The following is a 16,046-nucleotide window of genomic DNA, read 5'->3' as shown; positions in this document are numbered from 1 at the left end:
TCGGGCGGCGCGGCATGTGCGATATATATCAGAATGTCAGCCCGACACGGGCATAGTAGAAGCCGCCGGTGAAGCCGATGGGCGACGTGCCGGGATACTGGCCCTGGCCAAGCGTTGCGCTGATGTCCCCGGCCGGGTTCCTGTCGGGATAGACGTTGAAGATGTTGTTCGCGCCGACCGAGACGCTGACGAGCGGTGTCACCTGCCAACTCGCTTCCAGGTCCGTCAGCCACTTGGCGCCGTAGCTGCGATCGTTAGGGTAGGTGGTGACGCCGTTGACGACGACCCCGTTCTGGAAGGATTTGAAGCCGCCGAACCGGGTCAGGCGGGACGACAAGGTGAAATCTCCCATCGTGGCCAGATTGCTGATCGACAATTTCGTACGCGGCAGATTGTTGGTCATATTGCTGCGCCGCGCCCGGTCGAACAGCACATAATCGCTGCCGAGTGCGGCCAGTTCGGGTGGATTATCTATGATGTGGGTGATCCTGGTCTTATTATAGTTGAAGCCAAGGTTCCACTGCATGCTAACGCTGTCGAACAGGCTGTGTTTGTAGGAAGCGACGACGTCGATGCCGCGCGTGCGCGTGTCGATGGCGTTGGTATAATATTGGGCGGTCAATGTGCGGGCTTCGGCAGCGGGGACACCGCTGGCGATCAGGATATTGGAAATCGCCGTGCCGGTCAGCGTGCTGGTGATCGTGATGCGATCGTCGACGTCGATCTGATAGGCGTCGATGGTCAGGTTGAAGTTGGGCAGGGGGGTCAACACCACGCCTGCGGAAATGTTGAAGGATGTCTCCGGCTGAAGCGGCCTTGCGCCCAGCGCGATGGCGGCAGGGTCGTCGACGGCCAGCGTCTTGATTTGCAGCAACTGGTTGGGGATGCCGTTGACGGTGCGGAACTGGTTGGTGGTCTGGGTATAGATTTGCTGGGCGATGGCAGGCGCACGAAAGCCGGTGTTCGCCGCAGCGCGGAACGCGATCCAGTCGGTCGCGGCATAGCGACCGTTTACTTTCCAGATCAGCGTGTCGCCGCTGCCGTCGTCATAATGTTCGAAACGCGTCGCCGCGCCGATGGTGATGTCCTTGCTCGGGTCCCAGGCGACATCGGCATACAGCGCGAAATTGTCGCGCGACATGGAGGCGGCATCGTCCGGCTGGAAACCTGCGGAACTTTGCGCGCCAGGCGTCATACCCGATACGATCGCGGGACCGACGGCATAGCTGGCGGGGTCGCCGGCAAAAGTCTGATAACGCTCGTGGCGATGCTGTGCGCCCGCCGACACCTGAAGGTTGCCCCCGCCCACATTGTAGCCGCGTGTCACGTCGAGCGAGGTGACGAATTCGGAAGACTTGAGCGTGCCGATATAGAATTCGGTCGGGCTGAGCAGTCCCAGCGAGGGATTGAGCGTCCCTTCCGACGACTGACGCGCGCGATTGCGGCCATAGCCGGTCGACAAGTCCCAATCCCATCCGGCCACTTCGCCCTTCGCCCCGACCGTGAATTCGAAATCTTCCTCGTCGATCTTGACGTGGGGGCGATAGCCGCTGGGATAGATGCCGATGACGTTGTTGATGTCCTTGGGATAGCGAAAGCTGTACCATAAATCCGACCGCCTTTGGCTATAGGTGCCAAATGCGTAAAGCTGGACACCGCCAAGATCATAGCCTGCGTTGAGCGCGGTGTTGACGCTGCGCGAAGGCATGACGCCATAGCTGATGGTCACGATCCGGTCCGTGCCGACCGCTGCCGCATCGCGGGGATCGAGCTGCCGGTTCACCAGCGGGTAGAAACAGGTCGTTGTCGCCGTCACCGAACAGTCCGCGATCGGCAGGGCGCGGTTCGACATCTCCTGTTTCTTGAGGTTGACCGAAAAATTGGCGAAGCCGTCATCGCCGAGCTTCATGCCGAAGTTCAGGTCAGCCTGATAAAGCTCGCCATCGGACCGGTCGAAATTCTGCCCGGCGGTGACATTCGCCGATCCGCCCTTCGCATCGTCCTTCAAGATGATGTTGATGACGCCCGCAATCGCGTCCGACCCATATTGCGCCGCCGCACCGTCGCGCAGCACTTCGATATGGTCGACGGCGGATGTCGGGATCATGTCGAGATCGGCGGGGACCGATCCGTTATAGAGCGTCGAAACCGCGTTGATGAGCGATGTCTTGTGCCGCCGCTTGCCGTTGACGAGGATCAGGGCCTGATCGGGGTTGAGGCCGCGCAATCCGCCCGTGGCGATGACCGTGGAGGTCGCGCCGCCAGCGCGCACCGGCAGGTTGAATGAAGGGACGAGCGTGTTGAGCGCCTGGAACACGCCCGCCCTGCCGGTCCGGTTGAGGTCTTCGCCCGATATCACGTCGATCGGCGTCGGACTGTCGGTGACGGTGCGGGCCTGTCCACGCGATCCGGTGACGACGATGGCCGCGCCGACCGGCTCCTCGGCGGCGGCGCTGCCCACCTGCGGGGCCGCCCCGGCCTGCATGGCGAAGGGTAGCGCGGTGACGCCCAGGCTCGCGACCTCCACGGGGCGGCTCTTCTGCCCCTGCTGGTTCAGAGACAAGGCAATGACGCTGTTATTGGACAAGGTGATCTTGAGACCCGATCCCGCGATCAGTCGCTGAAGCGCGACCTCCGGCGTCATCTTCCCGTTCACCGATTGAGCGTGAAGGCTTGCCACCTGATCGTAGGGGAACAGAAGCTGGATTCCCGATTGCTTGGCGAACAGGGGCAGTGCGGTCTGCATCGACTGGGCGGGGATCTTGAAACTGGCCGGCTCTGCCGCGGCGGCCTGGCTGCTCCAGGCGGTGGCTGCGACTATGGCGCACTCGGAAAGCTGTCGAAAATGACGCGTCATCATATCCCCCGTAAATGACCGCAAATGATCTGGTCCTCAGTGGTGGATACGGGGCACGTGCGCGTTTCTGGTATCGACACTTGAAAATATCTCATTTTCGTGACGCGAGGCTGTTCGATATCGATCCAGCGAAACATGACGATGCAGGGGGACCGGGGTGAACGTGCAATCGATCAGGGCAAGGCTGGATTGGTTCAAGCAAGCGATCCTCCCGCACGAGGGTGCGCTACGGTCGCGGTTGCGTCGCGTGCTGTCGCATCGGCACGATATCGACGATATCGTCGCGGAATGCATGACCCGCGCTTATGCGCATGGCGATATTTCGCGACCCCTGAGCGGGAAGGCCTTTCTGTTCCAGATCGCGCGCAACCTGCTGATCGACGAAGCGCGGCGCGAAAAGATCGTGTCGCTTGAGACGGTCGCCGAATTCGATGTGCTCCAGGCTGACAACTCGACCGAGGAAGCGCTTCATGCACGCGATGAGCTGCGCCATCTTCAGGCGATACTGGATACGCTTCCCCCGCAATGCCGTCGGGCCTTCATCCTTCGCCGTGTGCATGAGAAACCGGTGAAGGAGATAGCAGAGGAAATGGGCCTGTCCGTCTTTACCGTGGACAAGCATTTGACGCGCGCGGCAGTAAAGATAATGCAAGCCATCGGACAGTTTGAGGGTTCTGGATTTGGATGGTCGCTACAAAAGCGCAGAAGAGATGCAGGCGATCGAAGCGGAAGCGGCACGCCTCTATCTTAAGGCGCGTGCGAGCGACGCGGACGAGGACTGGACCGTCGCTTATGCCTGGGTCGCGCAGGATCCGGCGCACGGCTTTGCCTTTGCCAAGGCGGAAGCGGGCTGGGAGCTGACCGAGCGACTGAACGAACTTCCCGTTGGCCGGATCGACCGACCCGCATCGGCAGCGGCTCATCCGACGCACGCCGACCTGTCGTACGAAGCGGCGGGACAGGTGCCGCGCGCGATCGGTCGTCGGCGGGTGCTCATCGGCTTGGCGGCGGCGGCGGCAGCCGTTGGCATCGCATCCACCGTGACCTTGCGCCTGATCGGGACCGTCGACCATTATCGCACGGCGCTGGGTGAGACGCGCAATGTCAGGCTGGGCGATGGATCGACGATCCACCTGAATACCGACAGCTCGGTCGAGGTTGCGCTGCGCGACGATATCCGCTCGATCAAGCTGTTGAAGGGAGAGGCGCAGTTCGATGTCGCGCACGATGCCAGGCGGCCCTTCATCGTCAATGCCGATGGCACGCTCGTCCGCGCGATCGGTACGAAGTTCAACGTGCGCCTGCGGAGCGACGTGACGGAATTGACGGTTATCCAGGGCATTGTCGCGGTGCGCAACGGAGCGTCGGCTGTCCGCCGGATCGAGAGCGGCCGGAGCGCTGCGGTGCGAAGCGGCAGCATTGCCGTCACCCATCTCGAACCTGCCACGATCAAGCAGCGTACCGCCTGGCAGGAAGGCCTGGTCGAATTTCAGGGCGACACGCTGGCGCAGGCGGTCGAGGAGTTCAATCGTTATCGCGCCAACCCCTTGGTAATTGGCGATCCCGCGATCGCCAGCCTCCGGGTCGGCGGAGCCTTCCGGCTCGATCGGTCGCAGGATTTCGTCGATGCGCTGGAAAGCGGCTTTGGCGTTCGCGCCGTTCCGGGCAGCGACAATTCGATCATCCTGGTTTCTGCGGAAGGCAGTTAGCAGAAAGGCGCGGGGCCGTCCGTATCAACGGACATGAACCATGTTTCGTCTTTCGCACCTGCCACGATTTCTCGCCGGGACCGCCTTAAATCCATTATCGGCGGATCCATCGGCAACCTGATCGAGTGGTACGACTGGTATGTCTATTCCGCCTTCACCCTCTATTTCGCGCCAATCTTTTTCCCTTCGGACGACAGCACGGCACAGCTTCTGAACGCTGCGGCGATTTTTGCCGTAGGTTTTCTCATGCGACCGATCGGGGCGTGGGCGATGGGGATCTACGCCGACCGAAAAGGGCGCAAGGCGGGGTTGACCCTGTCGGTCATGATGATGGCGGGCGGATCCTTGATGATCGCTGCGATACCGAGCTACGCCAGCATCGGCGTCGCCGCGCCCGCGCTACTGCTGCTTGCCCGCCTCGTTCAGGGGCTGTCTATCGGCGGCGAATATGGCGCAAGCGCGACCTATCTTTCGGAAATGGCGCATAAGGATCGGCGCGGCTTCTTTTCCAGCTTCCAATATGTGACGCTGATCGCCGGGCAGCTCCTGGCACTGTGCGTTCTTCTGATCCTCCAGCTCTTCCTCAGCGAGTATCAGCTAGAACGATGGGGCTGGCGCGTGCCTTTCGTGATCGGCGGCCTGATGGCGATCGGCGTCTATCGGCTGCGCCGGGGCCTTAAGGAAACCGAAGCCTTCAATCGGAGTGCGGCGGTCCCCGAACACCCCCGGTCGAGCGGCCTCACTCTCATCCGCCGGCATCCGCGCGAGGTGCTGCTGGTGATGGCGCTGACCGCAGGTGGCACGCTCGCCTTCTACGCCTACAGCACGTATATGCAGAAATTCCTGGTCAACAGCGCCGGGTTCGGACGGCAGACCGCAACCGCGATCATGGCGTCGGCGCTGTTCATCTACATGCTTCTGCAACCCATGGCAGGCTGGTTGTCCGACCGCATCGGTCGCAAGCCGCTTCTTGTGGGTTTCGGCGTTGCGGGCGTTCTCTGCACGACAGCGATTTTCCGGACATTGCAAAGCGTCACTTCGTCCTTCGGGGCGTTTTTGCTGGTGCTGGCGGGGCTGGTGATCGTCACCGGCTACACGTCGATCAACGCAATCGTGAAGGCAGAGCTTTTTCCCGCCAACATTCGCGCGCTCGGCGTCGCGCTGCCTTATGCGCTCGCCAATACGCTCTTCGGCGGCACGGCTGAATATGTCGCGCTCTGGCTCAAGCATATCGGGATGGAGGGGGGCTTCTACTGGTATGTCACCGCCCTGATCGGTGTGTCCCTCATCGTCTACCTGCGGATGCCCGATACCCGCAAAACCAGCCAAATATGATAGGAAGGGGATATTTCATGCCGTCATTCACGCGCGGATTCTGCCATATCGTGCCGCTCGTCCTGTTTTGTCAGCCCGCGCTCGCACAGGATGCTTCCGTCTCTCGCGAGCCGCCCTTTACTTCCGTGCAGCCCGGCGACTTCGCCATCGCCGGTTCGCTGTCCAACAGTTGGGCAGACTTCGACAATGACGGCGATCTTGACCTCGTCGTATCCTTGAAGGGCGGCAACATCCGGCTATACCGCAACGACAAAGGCACCTTCGTCGATGTCGGGCCGCAGATGGGCCTGCCGACGTCCGGCCCGGAAATGCGCGGTGTGGCATGGGGCGATTATGACGGAGACGGCTGGATCGACCTGCTGGGCGGCGCCACCATGCCGGGCGATCTCAGCCTGCTATTCCATAACGAAGGCGGCAAAAGGTTCACCAATGTCGCGCCGGAGGTGGGCCTGACGATCCCCAACAGATCCGCGCGTCAGACCAGCTTTGTCGATGTCGACAATGACGGAGATCTGGACGTCTATGCCGCGAACCGGATCGGTCCCAACAGCCTTTATCGCAACGATGGCGGCAAGTTCGTGCAGATATCGGTCGGAACCGGCGTATCCGACAGCCGCCCGACGGTCGGCGCATGCTGGTTCGACTATAATCGGGACGGCTTCCTCGACGTATTTCTCGCCAACCAGTCCGGTGCGACCGATGCGCTCTGGCGCAACAATGGCGATGGCACGTTCACCGACGTCGCACCCGAACTTGGCATGGACAATGCCGGGCGTTCGAAGGAAGAAGGCGGCGTCGGGTGCGCGGTCGGCGATTACGACAATGACGGCTATCTGGACCTGTTCGTCCCCAATTACGGCGTGAACGCGCTCTATCGCAACAATGGCGACGGCACGTTCACCAATGTCGCAAAAGACATGGGCGTCGCGATCGACAATCATGCGGTGGGTGCCGTGTGGGGCGATTATGACAATGATGGCTATATCGATCTCTACGTGACTTCCTATCACGGTCCCCGTGACCAGCAGCAGCCCAGGGACAGCCTGTTCCACAATGAGGGCGGCAAGGGCTTCCGGCAGGTTCTGACCGAAACGTCCCGGCTCAATGTCGGCGACCATGGCGTGCAGTGGGTCGATTACGACCGGGACGGCGCGCTCGATCTGTCCGTGATGCGCGGCTATACCAGCCAGGGCGGCCATTTCCTGTTTCACAACGATCTCGATCGTGCTGCCGCGAAACGCAGCCTGTCGATCACCTTGCTCGATGCCCGGGGGCGCTTCACCCGGATGGGCGCGGAAGTGCGGCTCTACGACCGGAAGGGCAAGATACTGGCTACGCGCCAGCTATCGACCGGGGACGGGTACAATTCGGAAAACGCAGCGCCGCTGCATTTCGGGCTAAAATCTCTCGCCCCTGTGAAGGTCGAAGTCACCTGGATGACGAAGAAGGGTCGTAAGCTCCAGACGCTTTCCGGGGTCAAGCCGTCTTATTATTATGGAAAATCGCTGGTTATCAAGGAACAGGAGGATTGAGCCTCCGGCATCTTTTCGGAAAAGACCCTCCGCCACGGACAGGGAGACTCTCCTGGTCCGCCGCGGCGGGGCGGGGGCACGCTATATCCGGAACCGCACTGTCCCGCCGGTCGTGCGTGGCTCGCTGGGCGACCCCAGGATCAGGCCGGAATTGCCGGCCTGAATCGTCAGGTTCTGGATATAATCGGCATCGAACAGGTTGCGCGCCCACACGACCAGCTCAAGTCCATTGGCAAAGCGATAGCCGATATTGGCGTTGGTCAGCGTATATCCGCGAATATAGGTGAAGCGCGACAGGCTGGGATCGCCGTTGTAACCGCTGCGCGACACGGTATCGATATGCGCGAATGCCTCGCCGCGCCCGACAGGCCGTGTGTAATCCAGCCCTGCGGTGAGCGCCAAACGAGGGAGTGAGGCCAGTCGGCGTCCGGTAAGGCTGCACTGTGTCGTCGCTGCCGTCTGTACCTCCAGCGGGCAAGGGCCCGCAGGATAGTCGCTATATCGTCCGTCCGACCATGCCAAACCGGCGCGCAGGTTCAAGCCGCGCCCGACCACCGCTGTCATGTCCGCCTCGATCCCCTTCACCGTCACTTCGGGAATATTGGAAAGATAACCGCGCAACTGCACCGTTTGGGTCAGCGAATTTTCGACGACCGTTGCCTGAAAATCGTGCACTTTCGTGTAAAAACCGTCGATATTGAATATAAGGTGCCTGTCTAACAGGCTATTCTTGATGCCGATTTCATAAGTTTGATTGCGCTCCGGACGCACGACGGCGGTCGCAAGAACCGGGCGGTTGCCATTATCCAGCGGCAGGCCCGACATGTTGATGCCGCCTGACTTGAAACCGCGCGCATAGCTGGCATAGGCCATCGTACCCTCCGTCACCTGCCATGCGATATTGCCGCGACCGGACAAACTGCCATCGCTGTCGTGCGCCTCATAACTTTGCGGGCGCAACACGCCCAGACGCGCGTTGATGAGCGCGGCATTCCCGGTCGCGGGGCCGCCTGAGACGACCGTGTCATAAGAGCCGTCCTTCTTCTCATGCGTATAGCGCAGACCGATCGTGGCCGTCACGGTCGGAACGACCCGCCAGTTCAGTTCGCCGAACGCGGCATAGCTGACGCTGCGAAAGTCGGTGCGACCGTCCTGGCCGTAGCCGTCGAGGAGGTTCGCCGGGACTGGCGTGCCCGCCGCACCGGTCGTGGTCCCGATCAGGTAGCGCGCCGCGGCGGGGCCGTAGACGCTGATCGGGCGCCCCACGAGCTTTTGCCGAAATCCGTACAACCCCGCTACGTAGGAAACCGGCCCGGCGCCGTTGGATGCGAGACGCAATTCCTGGCTATACTGGTCCTGCCGCGAAGGAATGTGCTGAGATAGCTGGACGGGAAGACCGGTATAGTCGCGGTCGTTTTCCGCGTCCCAGTTCCAGAACCGCCATGCGCTGACGGACGTGAGCGTCGCAAAGCCCAGATTCCAGTCGGCGATCGCGCTCACGCCGCCCTCATCGGTATCGACGCCAAGCGGGCCGTCGATGTCGGTCACGCGGTCATAGGGGTTAGTGCTGGCGGGGGTATAGCCAAATTGAGCGGCAAGACCTGCAGGGCCGCCGAACTGACGATTCGCGGGGCGCAGGCTCTGGCCCGTGCGCAGATAGACCTGGCCGCAGCAATAGGCCTGGAAATTCGTGAAATCGGCAATGAGGCGGATTTGAAGCCCATCGTCGGGCTGAAACAATAACTGCCCCCTTATTGCCTGCGTGCCCAGAGTGTTGGTGTCGCGACCGGTTCGAACGTTGCGGATCACGCCGTCGCGGCGGGTCGATACGCCAGACAGGCGATAGGCGATTGTGTCGGTGATCGGCCCGGACACCCACCCCTTCGCCTGCACGAAGTCGCGTTGGCCATATGACAGTTCGACGAACGCCTCCGGCGTGAAAGTCGGCGCGCGCGACGTGATGTTGAGGGCCCCTGCGGTTGTGTTCTTGCCGAACAAGGTGCCTTGCGGCCCGCGCAACTCCTCGACCTGCTCGATGTCGGCAAAGTCGAACGCGGCGGTCGCCGGTCGCGCGTGATAGACCTGATCGACGTAGAATCCGACGCCTGGCTCCAGACCGTCGTTGGCCTGGCTGACAGCCACCACGCTCGACCCCAATCCGCGGATGGTGAAGGCGGTATTGCGGGGATTGGCCGAACTGTAATTGAGGCTGGGAAGGAGCGTCGTCAGTCCCTGGGTGTTGATCGTGTAGCTGCGGTCGAGCAGATCGCCGCCGACGACGGACAGGGCAGCAGGCACCTTCTGCGCGCTTTCTGGCCGGCGTCGTGCTGTGACGATCACATCCGGCAATGCGTTCGCATCGGGAGACGGGCCGGGCGTCCGGGCGAAAGCGGATGGACCCGGCAGGATCGAGCAAACGCCACATAAGAAGATCGCAAAACGCTTCGACATCGACGGACACCCCTGTTGCACGGGTGTCCCCGTTCATGATGTTCGTTCGTATATCGAGTCTATATTCAATCGTATATAGACATAAAGGAGGTGCCGTGCCCTATCCGGGCGGGAGGGGTTCGGCCCGCAGGCTCGCTCGCAACCGCGCATAAGCGGGCCGGTCGGAGATTGTGGCCGCGTCCCGCTCCATTTCGCGATAGGCGTGAAGAACGTCGATGCCGGTCGGCGTGACGCGTGCGCCCCGTTCGACGCCGCCCCCCTTCAAGGTTTCCACGAGCGGGGGATCGAAGCAGCGGTTCATCTCGTCGACCAGAAGCCATGCCCGACGATAGCTCATCCCCATCGCGCGAGCGGCAGCGGATATGGACCCCTGCGCCGCGATGGCGTCGAGCAGGTCTGCCTTGCCCGGCCCCAGCGCAACGGCATCCCCGCAGGCGATCTGCAATTTCAGCCAGAGTGCGCCTATCTTCATGCCCTGTGCCTATATGATCGGCCTGTCATATGGCAAGGTGCGGCCTTCCGCCCCATCGGCCATAAAGGGCTAATCCGGCCGACCGATCCGATAGGGGCCGGACCGTTCCGTCATGATCTCGCCCTTCCAGCTCAGTTGCACCGATCCTTCGACCAGCAACGCATCGATGGCCTCATGGACCTGCGGCATTGCATCCCGCCAATTGTGGCCCTGCGTCATTGCGCGCGCGATTTCGCTAGGGCAGACGGTCTTTCCCTCCTGCCTCTCTGCAATAAGGGCCATCGCCGCCTTGCGCGCTGCCCGCACATTCATCGCCTTTTGCCTTTGGGCGAACTACGACCTTTTGTCATCGGATCGGGTTTGGAAGGCGGTTTCCAGCCGGGCGGCGATACCATCTTCTGCTGGCTTGTCCCCAGCCCCATCGCTCCGGGCTTCGGTCGTTCCAGCCCGGAAAAATCCGCCTTCGCCGCTTCTTCCGCGGTCGCACCGCCACGCATGAGGTTGATCATGTCGCGACACCGCCGGGCTTCCTCGAAGTCCAGTGCCAGCGCCGCGGCTTCCATCCGCATTTCAAGGGTCTCGATCGTGTCAGCCATCCGGGACCAACGCGCGGAACGGCAATTGGCAACCGACGGATGTCGGCTTACCGGTCCGCCGCGTCGGTCGGCATATGGCTCCGCCTTGCAAACAGCAGCGTCAGCAGGACGAGCGCCGTCAGCAATCCGCATAAAAGCCAGGCCGCGTTCACCGCAGGGACGAGCGACGCCTTCTCCACCAGAGGCCGGATCATCTCCGTCGTGAATTCGTCGACAGGCTGTCCGCGTTGTTCGAGGAAAGCGTCCCTGGGTATGCCGATCCGCACTGCCGTCGCCACATCGCCCGCGCGTAGCTTTCCGGCAATCTGGCTGGCTTCGTTCGCCGCCCTGCCGAATATCGTGGTGTCGATCATCGCCAGGCCGACAGCGCCACCTAAGTTGCGCATGAGGTTGAACAGACCGCTCCCGTCCGCCACCATCGCCGCGGGCAATCGCCCCAGCGCCATCCGCGTCGGGGGCAGCAGGCAGAACATGATGGCCGCGCCCCGCACGATCTGGGGGATCAGCATGTCGGCAAAGTCTGTCTGCGCGGTTTGATGCGCGCTCATCAGAAGGCCGATCGCAAACAGCCCGAAGCCGAAGGCGGTGAGCCACCGGGGATCGACCCGGCGCTCGGCATAGACGGCAAGCGGCGCCGTTGCGAGTTGAGCGAGGCCTGTCACCAGCATGATCTCGCCGATGCGCAGCGGGCCGTGATCGCGCACCAACCCCAGGAAAAAGGGCATCAGGTAGGTCGATCCGAACAGGCCGAACCCGAGCACGAAGCTCAGGACGCACCCGATCGTAAAATGGCGATCGGCAAAGCAGCGCAATTCGACCAGCGGGCAGGCCGAAACCCATGTCCGCCCGATGAAGGCTGCCGCGCTCACTGCGGACAAACCTAGCAGGACAAGGACAGAAGGCGCTCTCCATCCCAGGGACGGCGCGTCTTTAAGACCGATCTGCAACGCGACGAGGGCAGTGCCGAGCAATATGAGCGCCAGAATGTCGATGGGCCGCGCACGGTGCCGTTCGGCGACCTTTCCGCGCAGAAAGATCGCCACGCCCGTCGCAGCGACGATGCCCGGAAGGATGTTGATGCGGAACAGCCAGTGCCAGGAATAGGATTGCGTGATCCATCCGCCGACAATCGGGCCGATAGTGGGCGCCAGGACCGCCGCCACCCCCGCGATCGTCGTCGCCAGCGCCTGCGAACGAGGCGGAAAGAGCAGGAATACGGCGGCAAACACTGCGGGGATCAGCGTGCCGCCGGAAAATCCCTGTACGATCCGCCATGCGACCAACTGGTGAAAGTCGTTGCTCATCGCGCAGCCGAACGAGGCGACCGTGAAGAGGCTGATCGCGCTCAGGAACAGCCAGCGCATACCCAGTCTCGCGGTCAGATACCCGGTCAGCGGTATGGCGACGATTTCGGCGGTGAGGTAAGCCGTCTGCACCCATATCATCTGGTCGGGCGCAATATGGAGCGCCGCCTGGATGGCGGGGAGGGATGTGGCGACGATCTGGATGTCGAGGATCGCCATGAACATCCCGACGCACATCAGGACAAAACCGATCCACTCACGATATCCGGCGGTCTGCGTTTCGCAACCGTTCAGGTCGCCCCCATCATTCATAACCGTGCCACCCCGTCGGCCCTTGTGTCTCTCGCACGATCGCTACTAGACAAAGGGAACTCGTGATGGGCAAACTCGTTGCGCACAAGAACCTTTTTTGCCGGTCCCCCGGTTACGTCAGGCGGCCTTATTTGAAACCGGTTTCCCTATTATCGCTAGCGACGGAAACGCCGCCTTATCATCTCTCCCAGGCACAGGCGCTCGAAACGGCACGCGATCTGATCGGCAAGGATTTCGCCGATTTCGAACGCCTGTCCTCGGTCTATGCGAATGCAGGCGTTTCGAACCGCCAGCTTGCCATGCCGGTGGACTGGTATCGCAGCCCCCGCTCTTTCCCCGAACGTGCAGCTGTCTATCTCGATGTCGCAGTGGACCTGTTCGTCGCCGCCGCGCAAAAGGCGATCGAACAGGCCGGCGTTCGCGCTCAGGATGTCGATGCGATCGTTACCGTGTCATCGACAGGTATCGCAACGCCCAGTCTTGAGGCACGCGCAATGGCGCGGCTGCCGTTCCGCAACGATGTCCAGCGTGTCCCGGTCTTCGGTCTGGGCTGCGCCGGCGGCGCAACGGGCCTCGGCCTGGCCAGCAAGCTTGCACGGGCCATGCCGGGATCGACGATATTGTTCGTCACGGTCGAACTGTGCAGCCTGGCCTTGCGAACAGATCACGCGGACAAGGCGGACATCGTTTCGACCGCCCTTTTCGGGGACGGAGCGGCCGCGTGTATCTTGCGGACGGGTACAGACGGCTTCGCCCACATCACCGGAAACGCCGAAAAGACTTGGAACGAAACGCTCGACATCATGGGCTGGCGTGCCGAGCCCACCGGCCTTGGCGTCGTTCTGAACCGTGCCATCCCGGTGTTCGCCCGGCGGGAGATGCGGCAGGCGATGGCCGAGATGCTGGCCCCGCAGGGCCTTGGCATCGACGATGTCGATCAGTTCATATGCCATCCCGGTGGCGCGAAAGTCGTCGACGCGCTGGAGGACGCTTTATCGCTTAATCAAGGGTCGCTCATCAAGGAACGCGAAGTGTTGTACGATCACGGCAATATGTCGGCACCGACCATCCTCTTCGTACTCGACCGATACCGTCGGGCGGGACTGCCGCCCCTGTCCGTCCTGAATGCGCTGGGCCCGGGCTTTACCGCGTCGACCGTGACGTTGCGGTGTCCGGCATGACGCTGCCTTATGCCATCATGGCTTTCGTCACGCTGCAAAGGCTGAGCGAACTGGCGATCGCCCGCCGCAACACCGCCCGGCTGCTCGCAGGCGGCGCGTATGAAGTGGGTGCAAGCCATTATCCGGTCATGGTCACGATGCACACCGCCTGGCTCGCGGCTCTGTGGCTGACCGTCGGAGGGCGGGATGTCAACCTGCCGCTGCTGCTCGTTTTCGCCGTGCTGCAACTTATGCGGGTCTGGGTGCTCGTGACGCTCGGGTCGCGCTGGACGACCCGTATCATCGTGACCCCTGCGGCGACGCTGGTCCGCAAGGGACCTTTCCGGTTTCTCCGCCACCCAAATTATGCCGTCGTGACCGCCGAAATCGCGGTGCTTCCGCTCGTGTTCGGCCTGTTATGGATCGCGGCGCTGTTCACGCTGCTCAACGCGGCCATGCTTTACGTCAGGATCGGCGCGGAAAATCGCGCGCTCTATCGTCCTTCGTCATGACCCGAACGCTTGGCGTTCGCCTCGCGCTCCGCCTTGATGCGCAACATCGCCGCATGACATGCAGGCGATGTCCGCTCGATATTTGCGATCATGCAAGCTTCGACCTTCTTCCGGCTCATGCTCTTCATTTCCGCCGGGCACAGTAGCCGCGCTTCCTTCACACAGGCTTTCTTGCCCGGATCGGATTGCGCCTGCACGGCTGGTGCGGCTACGGCCCATAGTAGCAGGGTGCCTACGCCCGCCAATTCACCAAGATCGCGCATCTTCATGCCGTGCCGTCTCCCTATGGGGCCAAGAATATACTGCAGGATTTTGCAGCGGCAGAGTGAACCTTCGATGAAGAGGCAAAAGGGAAACGCGGGACCGCAGGCGGCCTGTGCTGCATCAGGATCGATCCTGTAAGCGCATTCAGGGTTCGCCCACCTTCGAAGCGCCCGGTGCGACCGTGGGTATCTTTCGGTTGATGAATGTTGCGCCGAAGGCGGTCATGCCGATGATCACGAAGACAGGGGCAATCGTGTCGACGGAAGTCGGCCCGCCAAGCTCAAGCAAGCTGGCCGCAAAGCAGATGCCCAGCGACAGGCTGAGCTGTTGGAAGGTAGCGTAAAGGCTCGTAGCCGCGCTCATTGTTCTTTCGTCCAGATCGACGAACGCCATGGCGTTGTATCCGGTGAAGAGCAGCGACGTGAAGAATCCCGATACGAACAGGATCGTGGCCAAGGCGATATGGGGCCACCCCGGGCTGAACAGGGCGCAACTGGCGATGGCGATCGAAGCCCCTACGCTCGCACCGGCAAGGCTGGCGCGGTAACCGAAGCGGCGGATGATGAGCGGCGCCAATGGCTTCATGGCAAGAGCGCCCAGCGCATTGGCCATCATGATGGCGCCGGCCGTGGCGGCGGACAGGCCAAAGCCGAGTTGGAAGAGCAGGGGCAGCAGAAAAGGTTGCGCGCCCTGCGCGATGCGGATGAGCGTTCCGCCTGCAACGGAAAGCCCGAAGGTCGGTGTCCTGAAAAGGGAAAGGTCGAGAATCGGATCGGTGACGCGCTGCGCATGACGAAAATAGATCGCAGCAAAAAGACAACCGCATCCCAGAAGCGCGGCGATTACCGCGACAGACATGGGATGGGTGACCAGTTCCAGGCCGAACACCAGGGATCCGAGCGCTATTCCGGACAGCAGAAAGCCCGCCATGTCGAATCGCGCTACGGCAGCGGACTTGATCTGCGGCATCAGCCAGACCGCAAGGCCAAGACCGACGACGCCGATCGGGATGTTGAGATAAAAAATCCAGCGCCAGTCGAGATAGGTCACGATCAGGCCGCCGATCGGCGGTCCGACGATGGGGCCGACGAGCGCGGGCATCACCAGCCAGGACAAGGCGGCCACCAAATCCTCTTTTTCGACGCTCCGCAACAGAACGAGGCGACCGACAGGCACCATCATGGCGCCGCCGATGCCCTGAAACAAACGCGCGGCGACCAGCTCTGCGAGAGTGGACGATTGCGCACAGGCGATGGACCCTGCCATGAAGATTGCAATCGCGGCGCAGAATATGGTCCGCGAGCCGAAACGGTCCGCCAGACCGCCGCTCGCCGGGATGAAGACGGCCAGCGCGACGAGATATGACGTAAGAGCCAGGCTAAGGCCCGAGGCAGGAATGCCGAAATCGCGCGACATCGCCGGAAGGGCGATGGACAGGATCGTCGCATCCAGCTGCTGCATGAACAGGGCGAACGCGACGACGAGCGCGATTACACGATAAGGGCGGCGGGGTTCAGGCAAAGGCTGTCCGGACTTTGACGA

14 protein-coding genes are annotated in these 16,046 nt (G+C 62.0%); 6 read left to right on the top strand and 8 right to left on the bottom strand.

From position 1 onward, the window contains the following. Positions 1–28: 28 nt before the first annotated feature. Positions 29–2,857, bottom strand: a complete 2,829-nt coding sequence (locus DI606_RS04045) for a TonB-dependent receptor (protein ID WP_293979972.1) — start codon at positions 2,855–2,857, stop codon at positions 29–31. Between the two features lie 157 nt (positions 2,858–3,014). Here DI606_RS04045 and DI606_RS04040 point away from each other — a divergent pair, with 157 nt between their 5' ends. From DI606_RS04040 to DI606_RS04025, 4 genes are read left to right on the top strand one after another with little or no spacing between them, the layout of a single operon-like run. Next, the gene (locus DI606_RS04040; RefSeq protein WP_293979970.1) at positions 3,015–3,608 is read left to right on the top strand and encodes an RNA polymerase sigma factor; all 594 of its coding nucleotides are present in this window, start codon (positions 3,015–3,017) and stop codon (positions 3,606–3,608) included. After that, positions 3,568–4,566 carry a FecR family protein gene (locus DI606_RS04035; protein ID WP_293979968.1) on the top strand — a complete coding sequence of 333 codons (999 nt, stop codon included), beginning with the start codon at positions 3,568–3,570 and terminating at the stop codon, positions 4,564–4,566. The genes DI606_RS04040 and DI606_RS04035 overlap by 41 nt, the downstream gene beginning before the upstream one ends. A 33-nt stretch (positions 4,567–4,599) precedes the next feature. Then, on the top strand, positions 4,600–5,901 hold the full coding sequence (locus tag DI606_RS04030) for an MFS transporter (RefSeq protein WP_293979967.1): 1,302 nt from the start codon (positions 4,600–4,602) through the stop codon (positions 5,899–5,901). Positions 5,902–5,918: 17 nt separating this feature from the next. After that, complete coding sequence (locus DI606_RS04025) at positions 5,919–7,433, top strand: CRTAC1 family protein (RefSeq protein WP_293979965.1); 1,515 nt, start codon at positions 5,919–5,921, stop codon at positions 7,431–7,433. An 81-nt stretch (positions 7,434–7,514) separates the two neighbouring features. On the opposite strand, the gene DI606_RS04020 is transcribed toward DI606_RS04025, so the two are convergent. The 5 genes from DI606_RS04020 to DI606_RS04000 all read right to left on the bottom strand — a co-directional run bounded on the left by DI606_RS04020 (position 7,515) and on the right by DI606_RS04000 (position 12,568). Then, on the bottom strand, positions 7,515–9,884 hold the full coding sequence (locus DI606_RS04020; protein ID WP_293979964.1) for a TonB-dependent receptor: 2,370 nt from the start codon (positions 9,882–9,884) through the stop codon (positions 7,515–7,517). 100 nt (positions 9,885–9,984) lie between these two features. Continuing rightward, positions 9,985–10,356: a LysR family transcriptional regulator gene (locus DI606_RS04015; protein ID WP_293979962.1), complete on the bottom strand. Its 372-nt coding sequence runs from the start codon at positions 10,354–10,356 to the stop codon at positions 9,985–9,987. A gap of 69 nt (positions 10,357–10,425) precedes the next feature. Then, a complete protein-coding gene (locus tag DI606_RS04010) occupies positions 10,426–10,668 on the bottom strand; it encodes a DUF3253 domain-containing protein (protein ID WP_293979960.1) in 243 nt (80 codons plus the stop codon). Further along, positions 10,665–10,952 carry a UvrB/UvrC motif-containing protein gene (locus tag DI606_RS04005; RefSeq protein WP_293979958.1) on the bottom strand — a complete coding sequence of 96 codons (288 nt, stop codon included), beginning with the start codon at positions 10,950–10,952 and terminating at the stop codon, positions 10,665–10,667. Before DI606_RS04005 ends, DI606_RS04010 begins: the two co-directional genes overlap by 4 nt. A gap of 47 nt (positions 10,953–10,999) precedes the next feature. Continuing rightward, a complete protein-coding gene (locus DI606_RS04000) occupies positions 11,000–12,568 on the bottom strand; it encodes a DHA2 family efflux MFS transporter permease subunit (RefSeq protein ID WP_293979956.1) in 1,569 nt (522 codons plus the stop codon). A 131-nt stretch (positions 12,569–12,699) separates the two neighbouring features. On the opposite strand from DI606_RS04000, the gene DI606_RS03995 reads away from it, so the two are divergent. Together DI606_RS03995 and DI606_RS03990 are read left to right on the top strand one after the other, a co-directional pair. Next, positions 12,700–13,749, top strand: coding sequence for a type III polyketide synthase (locus tag DI606_RS03995; protein WP_293979954.1), 1,050 nt, complete (start codon positions 12,700–12,702; stop codon positions 13,747–13,749). Next, on the top strand, positions 13,746–14,240 hold the full coding sequence (locus DI606_RS03990; RefSeq protein WP_293979953.1) for an isoprenylcysteine carboxylmethyltransferase family protein: 495 nt from the start codon (positions 13,746–13,748) through the stop codon (positions 14,238–14,240). Before DI606_RS03995 ends, DI606_RS03990 begins: the two co-directional genes overlap by 4 nt. On the opposite strand, the gene DI606_RS03985 is transcribed toward DI606_RS03990, so the two are convergent. Together DI606_RS03985 and DI606_RS03980 are read right to left on the bottom strand one after the other, a co-directional pair. Then, positions 14,222–14,509: a hypothetical protein gene (locus DI606_RS03985; RefSeq protein WP_293979952.1), complete on the bottom strand. Its 288-nt coding sequence runs from the start codon at positions 14,507–14,509 to the stop codon at positions 14,222–14,224. The genes DI606_RS03990 and DI606_RS03985 overlap by 19 nt on opposite strands. A 139-nt stretch (positions 14,510–14,648) precedes the next feature. Next, complete coding sequence (locus DI606_RS03980; protein ID WP_293979951.1) at positions 14,649–16,025, bottom strand: MFS transporter; 1,377 nt, start codon at positions 16,023–16,025, stop codon at positions 14,649–14,651. Positions 16,026–16,046 lie beyond the last annotated feature (21 nt).

The organism is Sphingobium sp. (genome assembly GCF_003248505.1).
GTDB lineage: Bacteria > Pseudomonadota > Alphaproteobacteria > Sphingomonadales > Sphingomonadaceae > Sphingobium.
This window is presented reverse-complemented; position numbering and strand designations above follow the sequence as displayed.